We start from the raw sequence: 18,730 nt of genomic DNA, 5'->3' as shown, positions 1-18,730 counted from the left end.
GATCCTGGTCGACGGCCCTTGGACAGCCGAAACACGCTACGCATCACCGCGCGCTCACCTCGTTGGCGAAGAAGAACGACCACAATTCATCGGCGTAGTCGTCCCAACTGCGCTGCGGCCGCGCAGCAATCTCGGCTCGCAGTTGTGCACGCAGCCCCGGTTCGCTCACCAGTCGCCTCAGCCCCTCAGTAATCGACTGATCGTCGCGGGGGTCGACCGTTATACAACCGCCACCTCGGGCGATCTCGCCCTGGCTACCGTACGACGTCGTCATGACGGGGGTGCCTACCGACAGCGCCTCGACGACGGGCAGCCCGAAGCCTTCCTGCAAGGAAGCGAATACCACGGCGTCAGCGCTCGCGAGTTCCTCCCACAAGTGGTCGTCGCTCACTAACCCGAGCTCAACGATGCGCCGGCCGCGCATGATGAGGTGATTCTGCACACCCAGGAACGACGAGTGGTCGCGGCCCATGCGGCCCATGAAGCGCAGCTCGAACTCGAGCCCGTCGCGCCAAAGTCGTTCGGCCGCCCAAAGGATCGCCTCGTGGTTCTTGTGCTTCTCACGAGTGCCCGGGCAAGCAATGACCACACGTTCACCCGTGTCGCGGTCACGGCTGACGGGAGTCCTTCCGTGCTGCACAGTCACCTCCGGCAGCGGTACGGCACGCACCTCCGGCCCGGCGAGGCCCTGCGCCGGGAGCGCTTGGGCGTACCCGTCGAACTCGGCCGCCGTCGCCGCCGATATGCACGCCACGGAGCTCGAATGCTTGACCACCGAGATCAACGCCGTAGAGTCGGCTGACTCGCCTGGCTCTCGCAGGTCGGCACTCGTGAGCGGGATGAGATCGTAGCCGACATGGTGCACGCGATTGCCCGAGAACCGTGCCATCGCCGCCCATCCGTCGGCGCTGCCCCCACGCGGCGCATCCAGAAAGGCCACGTCAGTGCGGTACGGCACGATGAGCTCAGGATCGGACGACGCGATATCCCCACGCCCCGTCCCACCCGCGCGCGCCGACTCCTGCGCGGTGAGCGACTGCAGCGCCGAGTGCTCGTCGTTCCAGCGGACAAGCGCGATCGGGCCACGGGCCGCCCAGCGGGGTACGGTCTCGCGGACGACCCGCTGTATGCCGGTGACGTAGCCGGTCGTCGCCGCCGTATAGACCTCCACGACTGGCACGTCAGTGACCACGCGCATACCCGTGGCGATGTACGACCCAGGAGAGCGCAGGCAGCTGATCAGGAGCGCCTCGATGGAATCCTCGGTGGTGCGAGACTGCAAGCCGCGAGAGAATCTCAGGAATTCGGCGGTGCCGGGGTAGCGCGTGTGCACGGCCGTGAACAGCAGCCAGCGCTCAGCGATCGCTGCAGAGGGTGCTACAGCCTCGATGAGCGCGTGAAGCAGTGTGGCCGCGGCTCGAGCCGGGTCGGAGTCCTGTGCCGCAGGCATCGCCGCCAGCGAGTGACGAGCCGCCTCACGAAGGCGGTCGCCGAGCGCCTGCAGTATTTTGTGGGCTGCCTGGGCGTTCGCCGCAGACTCGTCCGGTGCAGTCGTCATCGGCTCCGCTGCCCCGTGATTGCGAACTGCGCCTTGCGCACGGCGCGCAGCGGCGCAGTGATGCGCCACGAGACCGTGCCCTCCATCACCTGGATGTGAGTGAGCAGCCGGTGAATCTCATCACGTGCGGCCGACAGTTCGGCGGACGAGGTGACCGGCGAAGACCCGTCGGCGACCATCGCCTCAGCCCACGAGACGAGCGAGCGAGCACGCCACGAGAGCAGTTGCTCGGTGGCCTGGGCCAGGTCGGATTCGGCCTGGGACTTCACTGCCTCGAGCTCGGCATCTCGTGCCGCGAGTTCGGCGGTGAAGTGCGACGTCATCACTGCCAACTCGTCCGCGAGGACCTGTTCGCGGTTCGCCCGGAAGCCGTCGAGCGCACACGCCGGATATGACAAGGCAGGTTTGAGGTCGATGTGCTCCTTTGCTACATAGAACCTCGAAACACCATCGAACAGGCAGAACTCATAGTCCGCCGCGAGCACGGCCGGCTCCCACTCTCCGGCCGTCGACTCGGTGCTGTTCGGCAGTGTGGCCTCGATCACGAGCACCCACGGCCTCCAGATAGTGAGGTCGATCGTCGCCAGCACACGCGCCTCGGCTCCTTCAACATCCACGACCAAGAATTGGATGTCGTCGTGGGCCCACCCCGTGGCCTCCAACAGGGCATCGAGACGCGCTGTCTGCACGGCAAGGTCTTCCGCATCTTTGCCGTCGTCGACGTGCAGCACCCCGATGTCATCGACAAGTGTCGACAGCCCGGTGCCCGGAAATACGTGCAGCGTGACCTGCTCGGCATCCGCGTCCGTCACCGCAGCTTCGATCTGCCGGTCGCGGGGGCGTTCCGCCCGGTGCAACGACGCGAAGGTCGGGACCGGCTCGACCGTGAGTCCACTCCAACCGCGATCGTAGAAGGCGCGTGTGATCGAATCGTCCGTCGGGTGGTTAGCTCCGACCTCCACGTAGCGACCCGCCACAACGCCGCCCATCGCACGCCACAACACGACATCCTCGTGGTTCTGGCCGTACGAGACAAAGGGATCGGGGGTCACCGAGGAATCCTACCAAGCGGGTCGCTGAGAAACGCCTCGGACGGACACCCTCTCGGTCGGTCGATCGGACGGTCCGCCTAGACTGTTGACGACGTCAGCGGCACCCTGCCCGGCGAGGGGCGCTCGTGCGGCCCGACGCACAACGAGAGGATCCAGGTGGAAGACGCTGCGGCCGAGCGTGCGAGCCGGCTCGCCGACGCCCCGTGGCGCGAGGTCACGCCCACCACGGGCGTCATGCGCGGCACGTGGGGATCAGTGCGCGAGCTCTTCGCGAACCGGGAACTGCTCGGCCTGCTGACCCGCCGGGAGATTCGGGCGAAGTACAAAGATTCCGTGCTGGGTATGCTGTGGAGTCTCGCCCGGCCGCTCGTGCAGCTCGGCATGTACTACCTGGTCCTCGGCCAGTTTCTGGGAGCCGCTCGAGGCATCCCCGATTTCGCCGTGTTCATCTTCGCGGGCCTTGCCGTCTGGGGCCTGTTCAGCGAGGTCGTCGGCCAGGGCACCGGGACGATGGTCGCAAACGCAGCACTGATCAAGAAAGTGCATCTGCCCCGCGAGATCTTCCCGCTGTCGATCGTCGGCTCGGCCCTGTTCAATTTCGGACTGCAGTTCGTCATCCTGTTGGCGGCAGCTCTCTTCACCGGTGGCGTGAACCTCGAGCACTTCGTCGCACTTCCACTGGCGATCCTCGTAACGCTCACCTGGGCGCTTGCGCTCGCGTTCGTGCTCAGCGCAGTGAATGTCTACCTGCGCGATATGACTTACATCGTCGAACTGGCACTCATGATCGGTTTCTGGTTGTCGCCCATCGTGTACAGCTTCGCCATGGTGAAAGACGTCATGCCGGAGCTCTTCACGCAGATCTACCTGTGCAACCCGGTCACGCTTGCCGTGTTCGGCATTCAGCGCGTCATGTGGAACGACGGCACTGACGAGATGTTCCCCGAAAGTCTCAATCTGCTGCTGGTCATCGCCCTCTGCGTAGGCCTGGTGGCGCTCTTCATCTGCCAGCGTGTCTTCGATCGGCTGCAGCGCGATTTCGCCCAGGAGCTCTGAGTGACAAAAGTCATCCGTGTTGAGGACGTCGTCAAGACCTTCACGATTCGAAAGCAGAAGTCGCTCAAAGAGGCGATAGTCAACTCGCGCCAGGGGCGACTGCATACCGAGACCTTCACGGCGCTAGACCACGTGTCGGCCTCGATTTCATCGGGAGAGTCAGTGGGGCTTGTCGGCCCTAACGGTTCGGGCAAGTCGACGCTGCTCAAACTCATCGGGGGCATACTCGCTCCCAACGCAGGGCGTATCGCCACGCGTGGACGCATCGCCGCACTGCTCGAACTCGGCGCTGGCTTTCACAACGACCTGTCCGGACGTGAGAACGTCTTCCTGAACGCGTCCGTGCTGGGACTTTCACAGGCCGAGACCAGGCGCTACTTCGATGACATCGTGGAGTTCTCCGAGATCGGCGACTTCATCGACACGCAGGTGAAGTTCTACTCGTCGGGGATGTATGTGCGACTGGCGTTCGCCATCGCGGTGCACGTGGACCCCGACATCCTGCTCGTCGACGAGGTCCTAGCGGTCGGCGACGAGCCTTTCCAGGCGAAATGCATGCAGCGCATACGTCGCTTCCAGCGTGAGGGCCGAACGATTGTCTTCGTGTCGCATGCCCCCGCCCAGGTCGCCGACCTCTGCGACCGGGCGATCCTGCTGCAGCACGGAAACGTCATCGCCGACGACGAGCCCCGGCTGGCGTTGGCTACCTTGCACGACTTCTACCAGCCAGCGCTCGACTCCGCACGCCAGGAATCAGCGGTTCGCTCGCCCCACGCGGCGGGACTCGGCGCAGTCCATGTCTCGGATGCGGGCGGCCAGGCGTTGACCGATGGCGCGACCCTCACTCCGGGAGACGGCGTTCGCCTCGACTGCGTGGTCGACTTCCCCGAGGTCGTGCCTGACTGGGCGTTCCGCGTGAGCATCGAAGACGGCATGGGAAATCTCTACACCGCCATCGACTCGCGCGAGCATCTCGGGCTCAGCCTTCCATCCGAGCCGGGGACGAAGCGATTCACCGTCGCGGTTCCGGCACTCTGGGTGGGCGACGGTGACTACCACGTGGCAATCAGCGTGCGCGATGCCGACGACCTGGCCATCGGCGAAATGGCACGCGCCGGCACCTTCACCGTGCGGGGTCTGAAGCTCAGCGACGGCCCGGTGTACTCGGCCGCGCGGATCGAGCTGCACTGATGCGCATCCTGATCGTCGCGCCGCAGTTCGAGGAGGAGAGCCGGGGCATCGCCGGCATTGTGCGCTCCGTGGTCGCGGGTGCTACCGCCGCAGGGCACGAAGTCGGCCTGCTCACGGGCTTCGTTCCCGACGGCCGCGACCCCTACACGCACGCTGTCGACTACCTGGCTTCGGGCGATACCACGATTCTCAGCCAGGCCGGGGGACTCAAGAACGGCATGATCCTCGCCGTCTCTCAGGGCCTGCGCGGCGCGCCCTTGCGGCGGCAGGTCATCCGGCCGCGGCCGGGTGAAGCGAGCCGCCTGCTCGGCGGAGCGGCCTTCGCCGTGAACATCCCCTTGCTCTACCTGTTCTTCCACCTGCGTCGCCTCCGGATCTTCCGATGGCTCGTGCGCCGCGCGGCACGAAAAGTGGGCGCTGACCTCGTCATAGCAGGAGCTCCCCTCCCGCTCACCGCGAAGCAGGTGCGACCCGCCCGGCTGGCACAGGTGATGTATGACTTCATGCCCCTGGAGCTGAGCGAGATCGGAGAAGGCACGCGGGAGCGCTTCCGCCAATCCATCTCGACGGCGATCCGCGGCAGCGACTTCTTCCTCTCCATCTCGCGAGATACATCCGCCAAGGTGCGCGAACGTCGACCGGACGCTCGCGTGTACGAGGTCTACGGGGTCGCACACCCCGTCGGCACGCCTGTATCAGAGTCCGAAGAGGCAGCGATACTGGATAACGAGCTGCTCGAGTCGGGGCGATATCTGCTCTTCATCTCGGCTCTGGAGACCCGCAAGAATCTCGTGCGGCTGATGGACGCTTTCCGCATCGCGCACCCCACTATCGGCATGCCCCTCGTCATCGTCGGATCGCCCGGGGAGAGCTACGCCGAGATCGACGAGCACTACCGCGCGTTGCGCCGAGACGTGCGACAGGACATCGTTTTCACTGGCCGGGTGAGCGAGGCCAAGAAGCATGTGCTGCTTGCGAACTGCAACGCCGTCGTCTTCCCGTCCGTCTATGAGGGCCTGGGGCTGCCGGTGCTCGAGGGGCTCGCCTACGGCAAGCCCGTGGTGACGAGCCGGGTGGGCGCTCTGCCGGAGGCTGGAGGAGACGCCGCGCTCTACATAGCCGACCCGCTCGACACCGCCGAGATCGCTGACGCACTCGTGCGCATCGTGACGGATGCCGGCCTCCGAATGTCGCTCGCCGAACATGCGGCGGACCAGGTCGCTTTCTTCACGCAGGAGCGCTTCACGGAGCGCATGGCGGCGGCCTTGGAAGTCGAATCGGGAGACCGGCGGCGCACGTCCTAGAATCGATGAGGCGAAGCGCTCTGTCTCGCCGAAATACAGCAGGAGACGAACGGTGACAGCACAGCGACGACGGGCCCTCGTGACGGGCATCACGGGCCAGGACGGCGGACACCTGGCTCAACTGCTGGGTGAGAAGGACTACGAGGTGTTCGGCCTCGTGCGCGGGCAGAACAACCCGCGTAAAGCGGCAGTAGAGGCCGAGTTCCCTGACGTGACGCTCATCGAGGGCGACCTCGCGGATCCCACCTCGCTCGTGCGCGCCATCGAGATCAGCAACCCCGACGAGGTGTACAATCTCGCCGCCGTCAGTCACGTGGGATTCTCGTTCACCAACCCCACGCTCACTCTCGACGTGACCGGCAAGGGGGTGCTCAACCTGCTCGAAGCCGTCCGGCTCTCTGGACGCGCCGAGCACACGCGCTTCTACCAGGCGTCGACAAGCGAGATGTTCGGCGGCCTCGACTACAACCGGCCCGGCGCCGGCTACGACGAAGACTCGCTCTTCCACCCTCGCAGCCCCTACGGCGTCGCCAAGCTGTACGGACATTGGATCGCCAAGAACTACCGCGAGAGCTACGGGATGTTCGTCTCCTGCGGCATCCTGTTCAATCACGAAGGCGAGCGGCGCGGCCGCGAGTTCGTGACCCGCAAGATCACTGACGCGGTTGCCCGCATCCACCTCGGCCTGCAGTCGCACATCGAGCTCGGCGACCTGTGGCCCAAGCGCGACTGGGGGTACGCAGGCGACTTCACACGCGGAATGTGGCAGATGCTGCAGCACGACACCCCCGAGGACTTCGTGCTCGCCACCGGACAGACCCAGTCGATCGAAGACTTCCTCACCCTGGCCTTCGCCGAGATCGGGATCGACGATTGGCGGCCGCTCGTGCGGCAGAACCCCGCGTTCTTGCGTCCGGCCGAAGTCGACATCCTCCTCGGCAACCCCGCCAAAGCAGAGAGCGTGCTCGGGTGGAAACGCGAGGTGAGCTTCGAACAGATGGTGAAGCTCATGGTCGAGCACGACATCGCGCTCAACTCCCCCGCGGCATAGTGCCGTGACACAGCGCACCCTCGCTGTCACCGGGGTCGACGGGTTCGTCGGGCGACACGTCGCCCGGCTCGCCGTGGAGGGCGGGTGGCGCGTCGTCGGCCTGTCGCGCGCGAAGGAGCCAGTCTCCGAGCTCTCGTCTGTTCTCTCCGACTATCATGCCGTCGACCTCGCGAGGCAGTGGCCCGAGGCCGTTCGCGCCGACGCGGTGATCCACCTCGCCGGACTTGCCGCCGTCGGGCCGTCGTTCGACCGACCGCAGGAGTACATCGAGACCAACAGCGCCATCGTCACGCTCATGTGCGAGGCGATGCTCGGGTGGGATCGCCTGCCCCGGGTGATCGGCGTGAGCTCCGGTGCAGTCTATGGCGCAGGCGCCCCGACTCAGGCCGTCGACGAGGGTAATCCAACGGCTCCGACGTCGCCCTACGTCGTGAGCAAACTGCTCGTCGAGCAGCAACTGGGCTACTACGCGCGCCGCGGCCTCGACACTGTGATCGCGAGGCCGTTCAATCACATCGGTCCGGGTCAGGGCCGAGGCTTCCTCGTCCCCGATCTCACTACCGCCCTGCGCGAGCTCGCGCCCGGGGACCCCTTGTCGGCGGGCAACCTTGCATCCGAGCGAGATTACACCGATGTTCGAGATGTCGCGGCCGCATACCTGATGCTCGCCGGGGCGCCATCCCATGAGCAGGCGGTATACAACGTGTGCTCCGGCAGGGCGGTCTCGGGCCACGAGATGCTGGCACTCGTGGCGAGCGCGCTGGGGATTCCCCTTCCGCGGACGATCGTCGACCCCGCACGGGTGCGCGCGATCGACAGTCCACGCATCACCGGGTCCGCCGCGCGACTGCGAAACGAGTTCGGCTGGGAGCCGCAGATCGACGTCGCGCAATCGGTCGAGGACTTCGTTGCAGGATAGACGCGTTCTGGGGAGTCACGCCGAGCGCAAAGAAGACGTTCCTCAGACTCGCTGACCTTGGTCAGCCGAGCGCCTCCTCCAGCACGCCCGACACGATCCCGGCGGTGCGGGCCCAGTCGTACCGGCCCTCGGACGGCGGTGCGACCCGCCGCGGGGACGCCGCTGCGGCTGTCAGGGCAGCAGCCCACTCGTCCGCGTCGTCTGCATCGTCGATCGCCTGGCCGCGCTGCCCCACGATCTCAGCCACCGCCTCGCAGCCCCGCCAGTGGATCACCGGGATGCCGCAGGCGATCGACTCCAGCGCCGGCAGGCCGAAGCCTTCGAGCGTCGACGGCATGGTGGTGGCGAACGCGCCCCGGTAGATCTCGGCGAGCCGTTCGTCGTCGACGTCGTGCAGCACGGAGACCCGGTCGCCGACATTCAGGACGGCTGCGCGGGAGCGCACCGCTGCGGCCTCGGCCTGCGGCACCACGGCGAGGAGTCGGATGCCGGATGCCGAGCCCAGCGCGCGCAGGACGACGTCGAGGTTCTTGTGCGGACGGGTGTTGCCGACGAACACCGCGTAGGGCTCGGCGGACTCGTAGGCCTCGCCGTCCGGCCGGAAGGCGGCGGAGCACCCATTGCCCGCGTTGACGACGCGCACCGCGTCGTCGCGCAGCCACTCGCGGATGTCGCGTGCCGACGTCTCCGAGACGGTGAGGACGACCCCCGCTCGGCGGACGACCCTGCGCACGGGCCCGCGGTAGTACGCCTCGAACTTGGCGCGCCCCGGCCACGGCATCCGCAGCTGGATCAGATCGTGAACGGTCAGAACCTGGCGCGGCGCTCGGAGGAGGGCCCCGTAGCCGGGCGAGTAGACCACCGCTCCCGGCTCGATGCCCGGCAGCGAGCGCAGCGAGTCGAGCGGCGTGTACGGACTGCCGTCCAGGCCCATGGGGCGCCAGCCGGGCCGCAGCCGAGCGAGCACCTCCTGCGCGTACCGGCCGATGCCGTGGGCGCCGCGATAGCGGTCGTCGACGTAGAGCGCCGTCGCAGTCATGGCGTCCCGCGTTCTGCACGTCCCCGGCCGGCGGCGGTCTCCGACTCGACCCAGTCTCTGATGCGGTCGACGAAGACGGGCCGGTCGAACTCGCGGGCGCGTGCGACGCACGCTGCGGGGTCGGCCCCGGCCGCCCGTTCTACCGCGCGCTTGAGCTCGGCATCCGTCCACTCGTGGACGAGCGCGCCGGTCAGGCCGTCGATCACGCTCTCGGCCGTGCCGCCGATCGCGTTGGCCACCACAGGTGTCCCCGTCGCCATCGCTTCCACGGGCATGATTCCGAAGTCCTCGATCGAGGGGAACACCAGCGCGAGCGCGCGCCGGTAGAGCTCACGGAGCACTGCGAACGACGGGTCGTTCAGGAAGAGGACCGGCCCCCCGCTCTGGGCCGCCCGCGCCCGCAGCCGCTCCTCATCGGGTCCTGACCCGGCCAGCACGACCGGCACGCCGGTCGCGCGTCCGGCGTCGATGACGCGCTCGAGCCGCTTGTAGGGAACGAACCGCGAGACGCCGAGCAGGAACTCCGGCGGGAGGGACGCGAGGACCGCGAGTTCGGCGGCGCTGAGCGCGTCCGCATCGGCGGCGAACGCGGCCACGTCGATGGGGGGATGGATGACACCGGCCTCGCGCTCCCACGTGTCGGCGATGCGCTGCGCGACGAAGGCGCTGTTCGCCATGATCGAGACCGGCTCGGCGGCACGCTTGCGGTCGAGCGGCTTCAACGGCGCCGCGACGGCGCGCGCCAGCATGCCGTCGCCGCGGCCGTCGAGCTCGGGAGTCCAGACGTAGCGCGCCGGTGTGTGGGCGTAGACGAGCTTCGGCGCATCACGGGCGGGACCGCCGAATCGCGCGTGATGGGCGAAGAGGTGGCTGCTGCACAGGATCCAGTCCGCCTCGCGCGCCGGCAGGTGACGCCAGACGGCGGGCATGAAGGGGAGCGCCGCCGCCTTGCTGCGTCGCAGCGGGGTGCGCGCGAGGATCGTCTCCTCCACGCCCGTGAAGCGGCCGTCACTGTCGTTCCACAGGCAGAAGCGCTCGGCGTCCGGGAAGGTCTCCGAGAGCACCTCGAAGACGTTCTCCGACCCGCCGAAGCGAGCCAGCCACTCATGGACCAGGATGCCGGTCACGTGCGCACCTTCCTGCGGCATCGGACCCTCAATCCTCGCACGACGAAGGGGCCGGGCCCGAAGGCCCGACCCCTTGTCGGTGACGGATGCCGCAGCATCCGCTCAGTGAGTCCGAGGACTTACTTGATGATCTTCGTGACCGTGCCGGCGCCGACGGTGCGGCCACCCTCACGGATCGCGTAGCCGAGGCCCTCCTCCATGGCGATCGGCTGGATCAGCTCGACCGTCATGTCGGTGGTGTCGCCGGGCATGACCATCTCGGTGCCCTCGGGCAGCGAGATGACGCCGGTGACGTCGGTGGTGCGGAAGTAGAACTGCGGACGGTAGTTCGTGAAGAACGGGTTGTGACGGCCGCCCTCCTCCTTGGACAGGATGTACGCCGTGCCCTCGAAGTTGGTGTGCGGGGTGACCGAACCGGGCTTCACGACGACCTGGCCGCGCTCGACGTCGTCACGCTTGGTGCCGCGGAGGAGCAGACCGCAGTTCTCGCCGGCCCAGGCCTCGTCGAGCTGCTTGTGGAACATCTCGATACCGGTGACGATCGTCTTCTGCGTCGGGCGCAGACCCACGATCTCGACCTCGGAGTTGATGGCCAGGGTGCCACGCTCGGCGCGGCCCGTGACGACCGTGCCACGGCCGGTGATGGTGAAGACGTCCTCGATGGGCATGAGGAACGGCTTGTCCTTGTCACGCACCGGGTCGGGGATCGACTCGTCGACGGCGTTCATGAGCTCGACGATCTTCTCGACCCACTTCTCGTCGCCCTCGAGCGCCTTCAGGCCCGAGACCTGCACGACGGGAGCGTTGTCGCCGTCGAAGTCCTGCGACGAGAGCAGCTCGCGGACCTCGAGCTCGACGAGCTCCAGGATCTCCTCGTCGTCGACCATGTCGCTCTTGTTCAGCGCGACGAGCAGGTACGGCACGCCGACCTGCTTGGCGAGCAGAACGTGCTCACGGGTCTGAGCCATCGGGCCGTCGGTGGCGGCGACCACGAGGATCGCGCCGTCCATCTGAGCGGCACCGGTGATCATGTTCTTGATGTAGTCGGCGTGACCGGGGGCGTCGACGTGCGCGTAGTGGCGCTTCGGCGTCTCGTACTCGACGTGCGAGATGTTGATCGTGATGCCGCGCTGGCGCTCCTCGGGAGCGGAGTCGATCGACGCGAAGTCGCGCTGAACGTTGGTGGCCGACGGGTACTTGTCGGCGAGCACCTTCGAGATCGCTGCGGTGAGCGTGGTCTTGCCGTGGTCGACGTGACCGATCGTTCCGATGTTCACGTGCGGCTTGGTGCGCTCGAACTTGGCCTTAGCCACTGGGTCCTCCTCAGGACGTTCGTGTAGAGATTGCCGGGCGCTGGTGTGCGCCGGATCTCTACGGGGATTTCTCTAGCTTAGTAGAGAGGTTTCTGTTGGATCTGTGTGAAGTTGTGCCCTGGGGATGCCTCGTCGCCGAGGCATCCCCAGGGAAGAGGGCTACTCGCCCTTGGTCTTCTGGACGATCTCGTCCATGACGTTGCGCGGGACCTCGGCGTAGCTGTCGAACTCCATGGAGTAGACGGCGCGGCCGGAGGTCTTCGAACGCAGGTCGCCGATGTAGCCGAACATCTCGGACAGCGGCACGTTGGCACGGACCACCTTGACGCCGGCGGCGTCCTCCATCGACTGGATCTGACCACGACGCGAGTTCAGGTCGCCGATGACGTCGCCCATGTACTCCTCGGGCGTACGCACCTCGACGGCCATGATCGGCTCGAGGATGACCGGGTTCGCGCGGCGGAGGGCCTCCTTGAAGCCCATCGAGCCGGCGATCTTGAACGCCATCTCGGACGAGTCGACGTCGTGCGAGGCGCCGTCGAGCAGGATCGCCTTGACGCCCACCATGGGGTAGCCGGCGAGCACGCCGACGTTCATGGCGTCCTGGAAGCCCTGGTCGGTGGGGCCGATGTACTCGCGCGGGATGCGGCCACCGGTGACCTTGTTCTCGAACTCGTACGTCTTGTCGGCCGTGACCTCGAGAGGCTCGATCGTGAACTGGATCTTGGCGAACTGGCCCGACCCACCCGTCTGCTTCTTGTGGGTGTAGTCGTGCTTCTCGACGCTCTTGCGGATCGTCTCGCGGTACGCGACCTGCGGCTTTCCGACGTTGGCCTCGACCTTGAACTCGCGCTTCATGCGGTCCACGAGGATGTCGAGGTGCAGCTCGCCCATGCCCTTGATGACGGTCTGGCCGGTCTCGGAGTTCTGCTCGACGCGGAACGTCGGGTCCTCCTCCGCGAGCTTCTGGATCGCGAGACCCAGCTTCTCCTGGTCGGCCTTGGTCTTGGGCTCGATCGCGACCTCGATGACCGGCTCGGGGAACGTCATCGACTCGAGGACGACCTGGTTGGCGCTGTCGGACAGCGTGTCACCGGTGGTGGTGTCCTTGAGGCCGATGACCGCGTAGATGTGGCCTGCGGTGACCGAGTCGACCGGCATCTCCTTGTTGGCGTGCATCTGGAAGATCTTCCCGATGCGCTCCTTCTTGCCCTTGGTCGCGTTGACGACCTGCGCGCCGGAGTCGAGGTGACCCGAGTAGACGCGGATGTAGGTGAGGCGACCGAAGAAGGGGTGCGTCACGATCTTGAACGCGAGGGCCGCGAACGGCTCGTCACGGTCGGCGTGACGCTCGATGATGACCTCTTCGTTCTTCGGGTCCTTCGCCTCGATGGCGGGGACGTCGAGCGGCGAGGGCAGGTAGTCCACGACAGCGTCGAGCATCGGCTGCACGCCGCGGTTCTTGAACGCCGAGCCGCAGAGGACCGGGTAGAGCTCCGACGAGATCGTCAGCTTGCGAATGGCGCCCTTGATCTCGGCGACCGTGAGCTCCTCACCGCCGAAGTACTTCTCGAGCAGGTGCTCGTCCGACTCCGCGACGGTCTCCATGAGCTTCTCGCGGTACTCGGCGGCCTTGTCGGCGAGGTCGGCCGGGATCTCCTGGATCTCGTACTTCGCGCCCATGGTCACGTCGCCCTTGGAGTCGCCGGGCCAGACCAGCGCGCGCATCTCGACGAGGTCGACGACGCCCACGAAGTCGCTCTCGGAGCCGATGGGCAGCTGGAGCACGAGGGGCTTCGCCTTCAGGCGGTTGATGATGGTGTCGACCGTGAAGTAGAAGTCGGCGCCCAGCTTGTCCATCTTGTTGACGAAGCAGATGCGGGGGACGTCGTACTTGTCGGCCTGACGCCACACGGTCTCGGACTGGGGCTCGACGCCCTCCTTGCCGTCGAAGACGGCGACAGCGCCGTCGAGGACGCGGAGCGAGCGCTCCACCTCGACGGTGAAGTCCACGTGACCGGGGGTGTCGATGATGTTGATCTGGTTCTTGTCCCAGAAGCACGTCACGGCGGCGGACGTGATCGTGATGCCGCGCTCCTGCTCCTGCTCCATCCAGTCGGTGGTCGCAGCGCCGTCGTGCGTCTCGCCGATCTTGTGGTTGACGCCCGTGTAGAACAGGATGCGCTCGGTCGTCGTCGTCTTGCCGGCATCGATGTGGGCCATGATGCCGATGTTGCGGACCTTGTTGAGGTCGGTGAGCACTTCTTGTGCCACGGGATGTCTTCCTTACGTATTCGGGATGCGCCGGCCGGGAACCAGGGGTCCCCGGCCGGCGACACAGAGCTGATTTACCAGCGGTAGTGCGCGAAGGCGCGGTTCGACTCGGCCATCTTGTGGGTGTCCTCACGGCGCTTGACCGCGGCACCCAGGCCGTTCGAGGCATCCAGGATCTCGTTCTGGAGGCGCTCGGTCATCGTCTTCTCACGACGACCCTTCGCGTAGCTCACGAGCCAGCGCAGCGCGAGCGTGTTGGCGCGGTGAGGCTTGACCTCGACCGGCACCTGGTAGGTCGAGCCGCCGACGCGGCGGCTCTTGACCTCGAGGGTCGGGCGCACGTTGTCGAGCGCCTTCTTGAGGGTCGCGACGGCGTCCTGGCCGTTCTTCGCCTCGACGCCCTTGAGAGCGGTGTAGACGATCGACTCGGCGAGCGACTTCTTGCCGTCGACGAGGATCTTGTTGACGAGCTGGCTGACGATCGGTGCGCCGTAGACCGGGTCGTTGACGACCGGGCGCTTCGGGGCGGGTCCCTTACGAGGCATCTAACTCAACCCTTCTTCGCGCCGTAGCGACTACGGGCCTGCTTGCGGTTCTTGACGGCCTGGGTGTCCAGGGCGCCGCGAACGATCTTGTAGCGGACACCCGGAAGGTCCTTCACACGGCCGCCGCGCACGAGCACCAGCGAGTGCTCCTGCAGGTTGTGGCCCTCGCCGGGGATGTACGCGGTGACCTCGGTGCCGTTGCGGAGCTTGACACGGGCGACCTTGCGCATCGCCGAGTTCGGCTTCTTGGGCGTGGTCGTGTACACGCGGGTGCAGACACCCGCCTGCTGCGGGTTCGCCTTGAGCGCCGGCGCCTTGGTCTTGGTGACCTTGGGCGAGCGACCCTTGCGAACCAACTGCTGAATGGTTGGCACGTTCTCTCCTTGTAGTTGCTGCACGGTGACAGCGTTCGTGTCTCCCCCGCAGCATCCGGATCTTGCGATTCGTGACGCGGCGGGCTCACATTCATCCACCGGCGAGGCATGATGGTGCCGCGCGGTTTGTGTGGTGGATATGCCGTGGGGGTGGCCTGTTCGCAGGCCGTTCCCTGAGATGCGGCGTTCGCAGACCGCCTCCGCGCCGAGGCACGGCGGACGGCGCGCGCGAACGCACACCCGATCAATGATACGCGGGATGCCGGGGGCCGGTCAAACGCGGTCGTCCGGGGTGCTGACGCCCTGGGCGAACAGAGCGGCGGGAGCCCTCAGCGACGACCCTTGGCCAGCGCGAAGCCGGCCACCGCCGCGGCCGCACCTGCAAGCAGCGCGAACAGCGTGAAGACGATCGCACCGACCAGCGCAGGACCCTCGCCGCGGTCGTTTCCCGGCCCCGAGACGTCGATCGACGTTCCGGCGCCCTCGGTGAACACCGTGATCCAGGTCGAGATCGCGCCCCAGGCGAGGAAGACGAACAGCAGCGCTCCGACGATGAGAAGGCCGACGCGGAGGATCATGATCAGGCTCCCTGGGTTTCGGCGCGCGGGCGCTCGTCGCCCTCGACGCGCACGCGGATCGAACGGAACAGCGCCTCGACGACGGGCTCGAGCTCTTCGAGGACCGCCGTCTGCTCCTCGATGAGCTCGACGACGAACACGTGTCCGCCGCGGATCCCGAGGGTGCGCAGCACCGCGATCCGGCGGTCGGGCAGCTCGGTGATGACCACGGCGCGGAGGGCGACGTCGAAGGCGGTCCCTTCGAGCACGGTGACGGTCTGCACGTAGCCGCCGACGCCGGCACGGGCCAGCTCGGCGAGCTCCTCGGCGGTGCGGGCCTCCGTCTCGGTGACGTACAGGTGGACGAGCCGCTCCGGACCGCCTTCGACGGGCAGGTGCCAGAAGCGCTCCAGCGCCCCGGGCAGGGGCGAGTCGACGTCGGCCATCGCGACGGCGGCCTGCTCGAGCGCTTCGCGCACCTCGTCGGATGCGTCGATGCCCGACATGAGGCTCGTCGACAGATCGTGGGCCCAGGTCGCGGCATCCGCATACCCGTTCCACGGGAAGACGAGCGGCACCGGGATCCACACGCGGTGGTCGAGCTCGATCGTGTACTCGACGGTCATCGCCACCGGAAGGTCTCCATGATCGTGTCGGAAAGCTCGGTCATGGCCTCGACCAGTGCCGGGTCGGCCCCGTCGGGGAACGGGATCGCCGAGACGAACACGAGTCCGCGGCGGTCGCTGCCGGGCAGGGCGAACCCGTAGCCGAGCTGTCGGGTGCGGATGGCGGAGAGGTCGCCCGTGCCCTGCGCTTCGGACCGCCAGCGCAGGATGCGGCCGATCGGGGTGTCGAAGGCCTCGAGCGTCGCGCCGGCGAGCGCACGGAGGGATTGCTCGAAGGTGCGCCCGGGCTCGGCGACGTGCTGCCGCACCGCGATGCTGGCCGGCGGCAGGATCTCGCTCGTCTCGACCGGCAGGTAGACCGCCGTCACGCCGCTCTTGATCAGCCGGCGCCACTGGGCCTCGACGAGCGTGCGCGCCTGCGCATCGAGATCGGGCCGCGAGAGGTCTCTCATGCGCGCGGAGGTCTGCGTGATGAGCGCGCGCTTGCCCTCGTCGTCGACGAGGTAGCGCGCCCATCCGGGCGGCATCATGATGTGGAAGCCCGAGGGCGCCCGGGTCGCGGTCTGCTCGGTCATCGCGTCTCGCCGATCGAGGCGTCGGCGCTCTTCGTCCGATCCGCGCGCGCCCCGTGGACGACGGCCGCGACGAAGAGCACGATCACCGTCGCCGCGCCGATCGCGAGCGCGATGCCGTAGTCGCCCAGCGGCACGCCGTCGTCGGCGAAGGCGAACATGAAGAAGCCCGGGGCGAAGGCGCCCGCCACGGCGGGCCCGACGACGCCCGTGAGCGCGGATGCGTCGGCGGGGCGCGCCTTCACCGCCCAGACGAGGGCGGCGGCGAGGCCGATCAGCGCGAGGGCGGTCAGCAGCCACGACGGCACGGGGAAGACCGGGAACGGCACCGCGGCGTCCCACGCCGGGTCACCGCCGGCCGTGACCTGCGCGCCGGAGAGGAGGAGGGACCCCACCAGGAAGGCGACCAGAATGCCGGCCTGCACCAGGACGGCGCCGAGGCAGACGATTCCGGCGCCCCCGAGGCGTCCTTCTCTGTGCGTGCTCATCTTCCCCAGGGTAGTTGCACATCCGCGAGGACCGGGATGTCGGGCTGGGCGTCCGCGACGCCGAGTCCGTCGACGCCCGAGAACGAGGTCCACAGTCCGACGTTGAGCAGACGCTCCCCCCGGCCGGGCAGCGCAGCCCCGGTGCGGGTGATGAAGTCGACGACGCCCGGGTTGTTCGCCCACGGAGTCGAGCGCATGGTGTTGAGGAAGTTCTGCACCTGGACGGCCTCAGGGCCGCCCATCGTGATCGACCGGAACGGGTTGACGAACATGCCCGGCTTCGGCAGCGCCAGCCACGAGCGCACGGGCGCCACGAGGGATCGGAAGGGCGACGTCCAGGTCGTCGGGCGCAGCAGGCTCAGACGCGGCAGCCCCGACCGGATCGCCGCCGTCGTCACGCCACGGCCGCCGCGGACCACCGTCGACAGCACGGGGGCGCCGCGCGAGAGGACCTTGCCGATGCCGAACGGAAGCAGGCCCACGAGGCTCCAGGCGACGTCGCTGAGCGTCGCCTTGCCGAACGCGAACTGCAGCAGCGTGAGGCCGACGACGAGCAGCGTCAGGCCGAGGATCACGAGGCCGAGCAGACCGGTCAGCGGGGCGCCGATGATGAGCGCGATCACGCTCAGAACGATCAGGACGACGCCGATCACGTCGAGCGCGCTGTCGATGAACTCCCAGAACCCGTCGTTGTTGCCCGCGGTGTCCATGGCCTGCTGGATGTCGTCGACGGCGTCGTCGTAGGCATCGGACCAGGTGGTGAACACCTGGTCGAACTCGGTCCACAGGGTGTTGCGGTTCGTCGTCGCCGTCGTCAGTGCCGTCGTCGCCGTCGACACTTCGCGGGCGGCGGCGTTCTTCTCGGCCTCCGTCGGGTCGTCCTCCCACGGCAGCGTGCTCTCGAGCGAGCTCTTCGCGTCGAGGGCATCGGCCTTGGCGTCGAGGGCCGACTGGTAGGTGAGCTCGGCCTGCTCGACCGCGTCGAGGTTGCGCCGCAGCCAGGTCTGGGCGACCTCGAGCGCGTTCGCATACGTGCGCAGGGCCTTGCCGGTCTCGCGGTAGCGGACGCCGGCGGACTCGAGGTCGTCGGCGCTCTCGCTGGCCATCTCGGCCAGCTTCTCGGTGCCCTTGCTCTTGTGGATCGACGAGTCGCCGATCGCCGTCAGCTCGGCAGCGGTCTGCTCCATGACGTTGCCGAGCTTGACCCAGGCGTCGCCGCGGGTCCAGATGTCTTCGGCCTCGCCCTCGAGCTGACGGAGCTCGTGACCGCCTTCAGGTGACCGCATCAGACCGCTCTCACATTCGTCGTGCTCGTCTCGCGTGCCGCTTCGATGTCGGCGGCGGTCTCGGAGTCCCACTCCTGCCAGCCGTCGACGATCGACGACAGCTGCTCGTGGATGTTCTGCAGGTTCTCGCTGAGCTTGCCCCGCTTGCCGTTCCACGCCGACTCGAAGTCGGACGCCTTGTCGCGCAGCGCACTGCGGTCGTCCGGGCGTGCGATGGCCTTCTCGAGGCCGTCGTTGATCTTCGAGGCCTCTTCGAACTCCGCGATCGCGGAGGCGAGCCCTTCCCGAGCCGTCTGCAGGCGCTCGAGATCCAGCATGATGTCGACCACTGCGTGATCCTCCAGCTCAGACGGCGCGCGGCGGGAGACCCGCCGCGCGCCGGAAGACGGTCAGTTGCC

19 protein-coding genes are annotated in these 18,730 nt (G+C 67.4%); 5 read left to right on the top strand and 14 right to left on the bottom strand.

Annotated features, from left to right (window positions below; translation table 11 throughout):
* Positions 1-43 precede the first annotated feature (43 nt).
* Positions 44-1,627: a glycosyltransferase family 4 protein gene (locus tag JX005_RS16425; protein ID WP_214468392.1), complete on the bottom strand. Its 1,584-nt coding sequence runs from the start codon at positions 1,625-1,627 to the stop codon at positions 44-46.
* Complete coding sequence (locus tag JX005_RS14945) at positions 1,555-2,610, bottom strand: FkbM family methyltransferase (RefSeq protein ID WP_214468391.1); 1,056 nt, start codon at positions 2,608-2,610, stop codon at positions 1,555-1,557. The genes JX005_RS16425 and JX005_RS14945 overlap by 73 nt, the downstream gene beginning before the upstream one ends.
* 156 nt (positions 2,611-2,766) lie before the next feature.
* Here JX005_RS14945 and JX005_RS14940 point away from each other — a divergent pair, with 156 nt between their 5' ends.
* The 5 genes from JX005_RS14940 to JX005_RS14920 are packed head-to-tail and all read left to right on the top strand — an operon-like array spanning position 2,767 to position 8,131.
* The gene (locus JX005_RS14940) at positions 2,767-3,666 is read left to right on the top strand and encodes an ABC transporter permease (RefSeq protein ID WP_307858610.1); all 900 of its coding nucleotides are present in this window, start codon (positions 2,767-2,769) and stop codon (positions 3,664-3,666) included.
* Positions 3,667-4,857, top strand: coding sequence for an ABC transporter ATP-binding protein (locus JX005_RS14935; RefSeq protein ID WP_307858609.1), 1,191 nt, complete (start codon positions 3,667-3,669; stop codon positions 4,855-4,857). It abuts the gene before it with no gap.
* The gene (locus JX005_RS14930) at positions 4,857-6,161 is read left to right on the top strand and encodes a glycosyltransferase family 4 protein (RefSeq protein WP_214468390.1); all 1,305 of its coding nucleotides are present in this window, start codon (positions 4,857-4,859) and stop codon (positions 6,159-6,161) included. The genes JX005_RS14935 and JX005_RS14930 overlap by 1 nt, the downstream gene beginning before the upstream one ends.
* Positions 6,162-6,213: 52 nt before the next feature.
* On the top strand, positions 6,214-7,212 hold the full coding sequence (locus JX005_RS14925; RefSeq protein WP_307858608.1) for a GDP-mannose 4,6-dehydratase: 999 nt from the start codon (positions 6,214-6,216) through the stop codon (positions 7,210-7,212).
* Positions 7,213-7,216: 4 nt separating this feature from the next.
* Positions 7,217-8,131, top strand: coding sequence for an NAD-dependent epimerase/dehydratase family protein (locus tag JX005_RS14920; protein WP_214468388.1), 915 nt, complete (start codon positions 7,217-7,219; stop codon positions 8,129-8,131).
* A gap of 61 nt (positions 8,132-8,192) precedes the next feature.
* Here JX005_RS14920 and JX005_RS14915 read toward each other — a convergent pair whose 3' ends face one another.
* The 12 genes from JX005_RS14915 to JX005_RS14860 form a co-directional block, all read right to left on the bottom strand.
* The gene (locus JX005_RS14915; RefSeq protein ID WP_214468387.1) at positions 8,193-9,170 is read right to left on the bottom strand and encodes a glycosyltransferase; all 978 of its coding nucleotides are present in this window, start codon (positions 9,168-9,170) and stop codon (positions 8,193-8,195) included.
* Positions 9,167-10,318: a glycosyltransferase gene (locus tag JX005_RS14910; RefSeq protein ID WP_246534044.1), complete on the bottom strand. Its 1,152-nt coding sequence runs from the start codon at positions 10,316-10,318 to the stop codon at positions 9,167-9,169. The genes JX005_RS14915 and JX005_RS14910 overlap by 4 nt, the downstream gene beginning before the upstream one ends.
* A gap of 98 nt (positions 10,319-10,416) precedes the next feature.
* Positions 10,417-11,610 (bottom strand): elongation factor Tu, encoded by a 1,194-nt coding sequence (gene tuf / locus JX005_RS14905; RefSeq protein WP_214468386.1) that lies wholly within the window; start codon positions 11,608-11,610, stop codon positions 10,417-10,419.
* A gap of 159 nt (positions 11,611-11,769) precedes the next feature.
* Positions 11,770-13,884, bottom strand: coding sequence for an elongation factor G (fusA, locus tag JX005_RS14900; protein WP_307858607.1), 2,115 nt, complete (start codon positions 13,882-13,884; stop codon positions 11,770-11,772).
* A gap of 74 nt (positions 13,885-13,958) precedes the next feature.
* Positions 13,959-14,429 (bottom strand): 30S ribosomal protein S7, encoded by a 471-nt coding sequence (rpsG, locus tag JX005_RS14895; protein WP_056117669.1) that lies wholly within the window; start codon positions 14,427-14,429, stop codon positions 13,959-13,961.
* Between the two features lie 5 nt (positions 14,430-14,434).
* A complete protein-coding gene (gene rpsL, locus JX005_RS14890) occupies positions 14,435-14,803 on the bottom strand; it encodes a 30S ribosomal protein S12 (protein WP_018187369.1) in 369 nt (122 codons plus the stop codon).
* A gap of 329 nt (positions 14,804-15,132) precedes the next feature.
* Positions 15,133-15,381, bottom strand: a complete 249-nt coding sequence (locus tag JX005_RS14885; protein WP_214468385.1) for a hypothetical protein — start codon at positions 15,379-15,381, stop codon at positions 15,133-15,135.
* Positions 15,382-15,383: 2 nt separating this feature from the next.
* Positions 15,384-15,992: a hypothetical protein gene (locus JX005_RS14880; RefSeq protein ID WP_214468384.1), complete on the bottom strand. Its 609-nt coding sequence runs from the start codon at positions 15,990-15,992 to the stop codon at positions 15,384-15,386.
* Positions 15,983-16,561: a hypothetical protein gene (locus JX005_RS14875; protein WP_214468383.1), complete on the bottom strand. Its 579-nt coding sequence runs from the start codon at positions 16,559-16,561 to the stop codon at positions 15,983-15,985. The genes JX005_RS14880 and JX005_RS14875 overlap by 10 nt, the downstream gene beginning before the upstream one ends.
* The gene (locus JX005_RS14870; protein ID WP_214468382.1) at positions 16,558-17,046 is read right to left on the bottom strand and encodes a hypothetical protein; all 489 of its coding nucleotides are present in this window, start codon (positions 17,044-17,046) and stop codon (positions 16,558-16,560) included. The genes JX005_RS14875 and JX005_RS14870 overlap by 4 nt, the downstream gene beginning before the upstream one ends.
* A complete protein-coding gene (locus tag JX005_RS14865; RefSeq protein ID WP_214468381.1) occupies positions 17,043-18,332 on the bottom strand; it encodes a hypothetical protein in 1,290 nt (429 codons plus the stop codon). Before JX005_RS14865 ends, JX005_RS14870 begins: the two co-directional genes overlap by 4 nt.
* Positions 18,332-18,661, bottom strand: coding sequence for a hypothetical protein (locus JX005_RS14860; RefSeq protein ID WP_214468380.1), 330 nt, complete (start codon positions 18,659-18,661; stop codon positions 18,332-18,334). The genes JX005_RS14865 and JX005_RS14860 overlap by 1 nt, the downstream gene beginning before the upstream one ends.
* Positions 18,662-18,730: the final 69 nt, after the last annotated feature.

The organism is Microbacterium flavescens (assembly GCF_018588945.1).
In the GTDB taxonomy this organism is placed as follows: Bacteria; Actinomycetota; Actinomycetes; order Actinomycetales; family Microbacteriaceae; genus Microbacterium; species Microbacterium flavescens.
The sequence above is the reverse complement of the archived record's forward strand: the minus strand, read 5'-3'. Positions and strand labels throughout refer to the sequence as shown.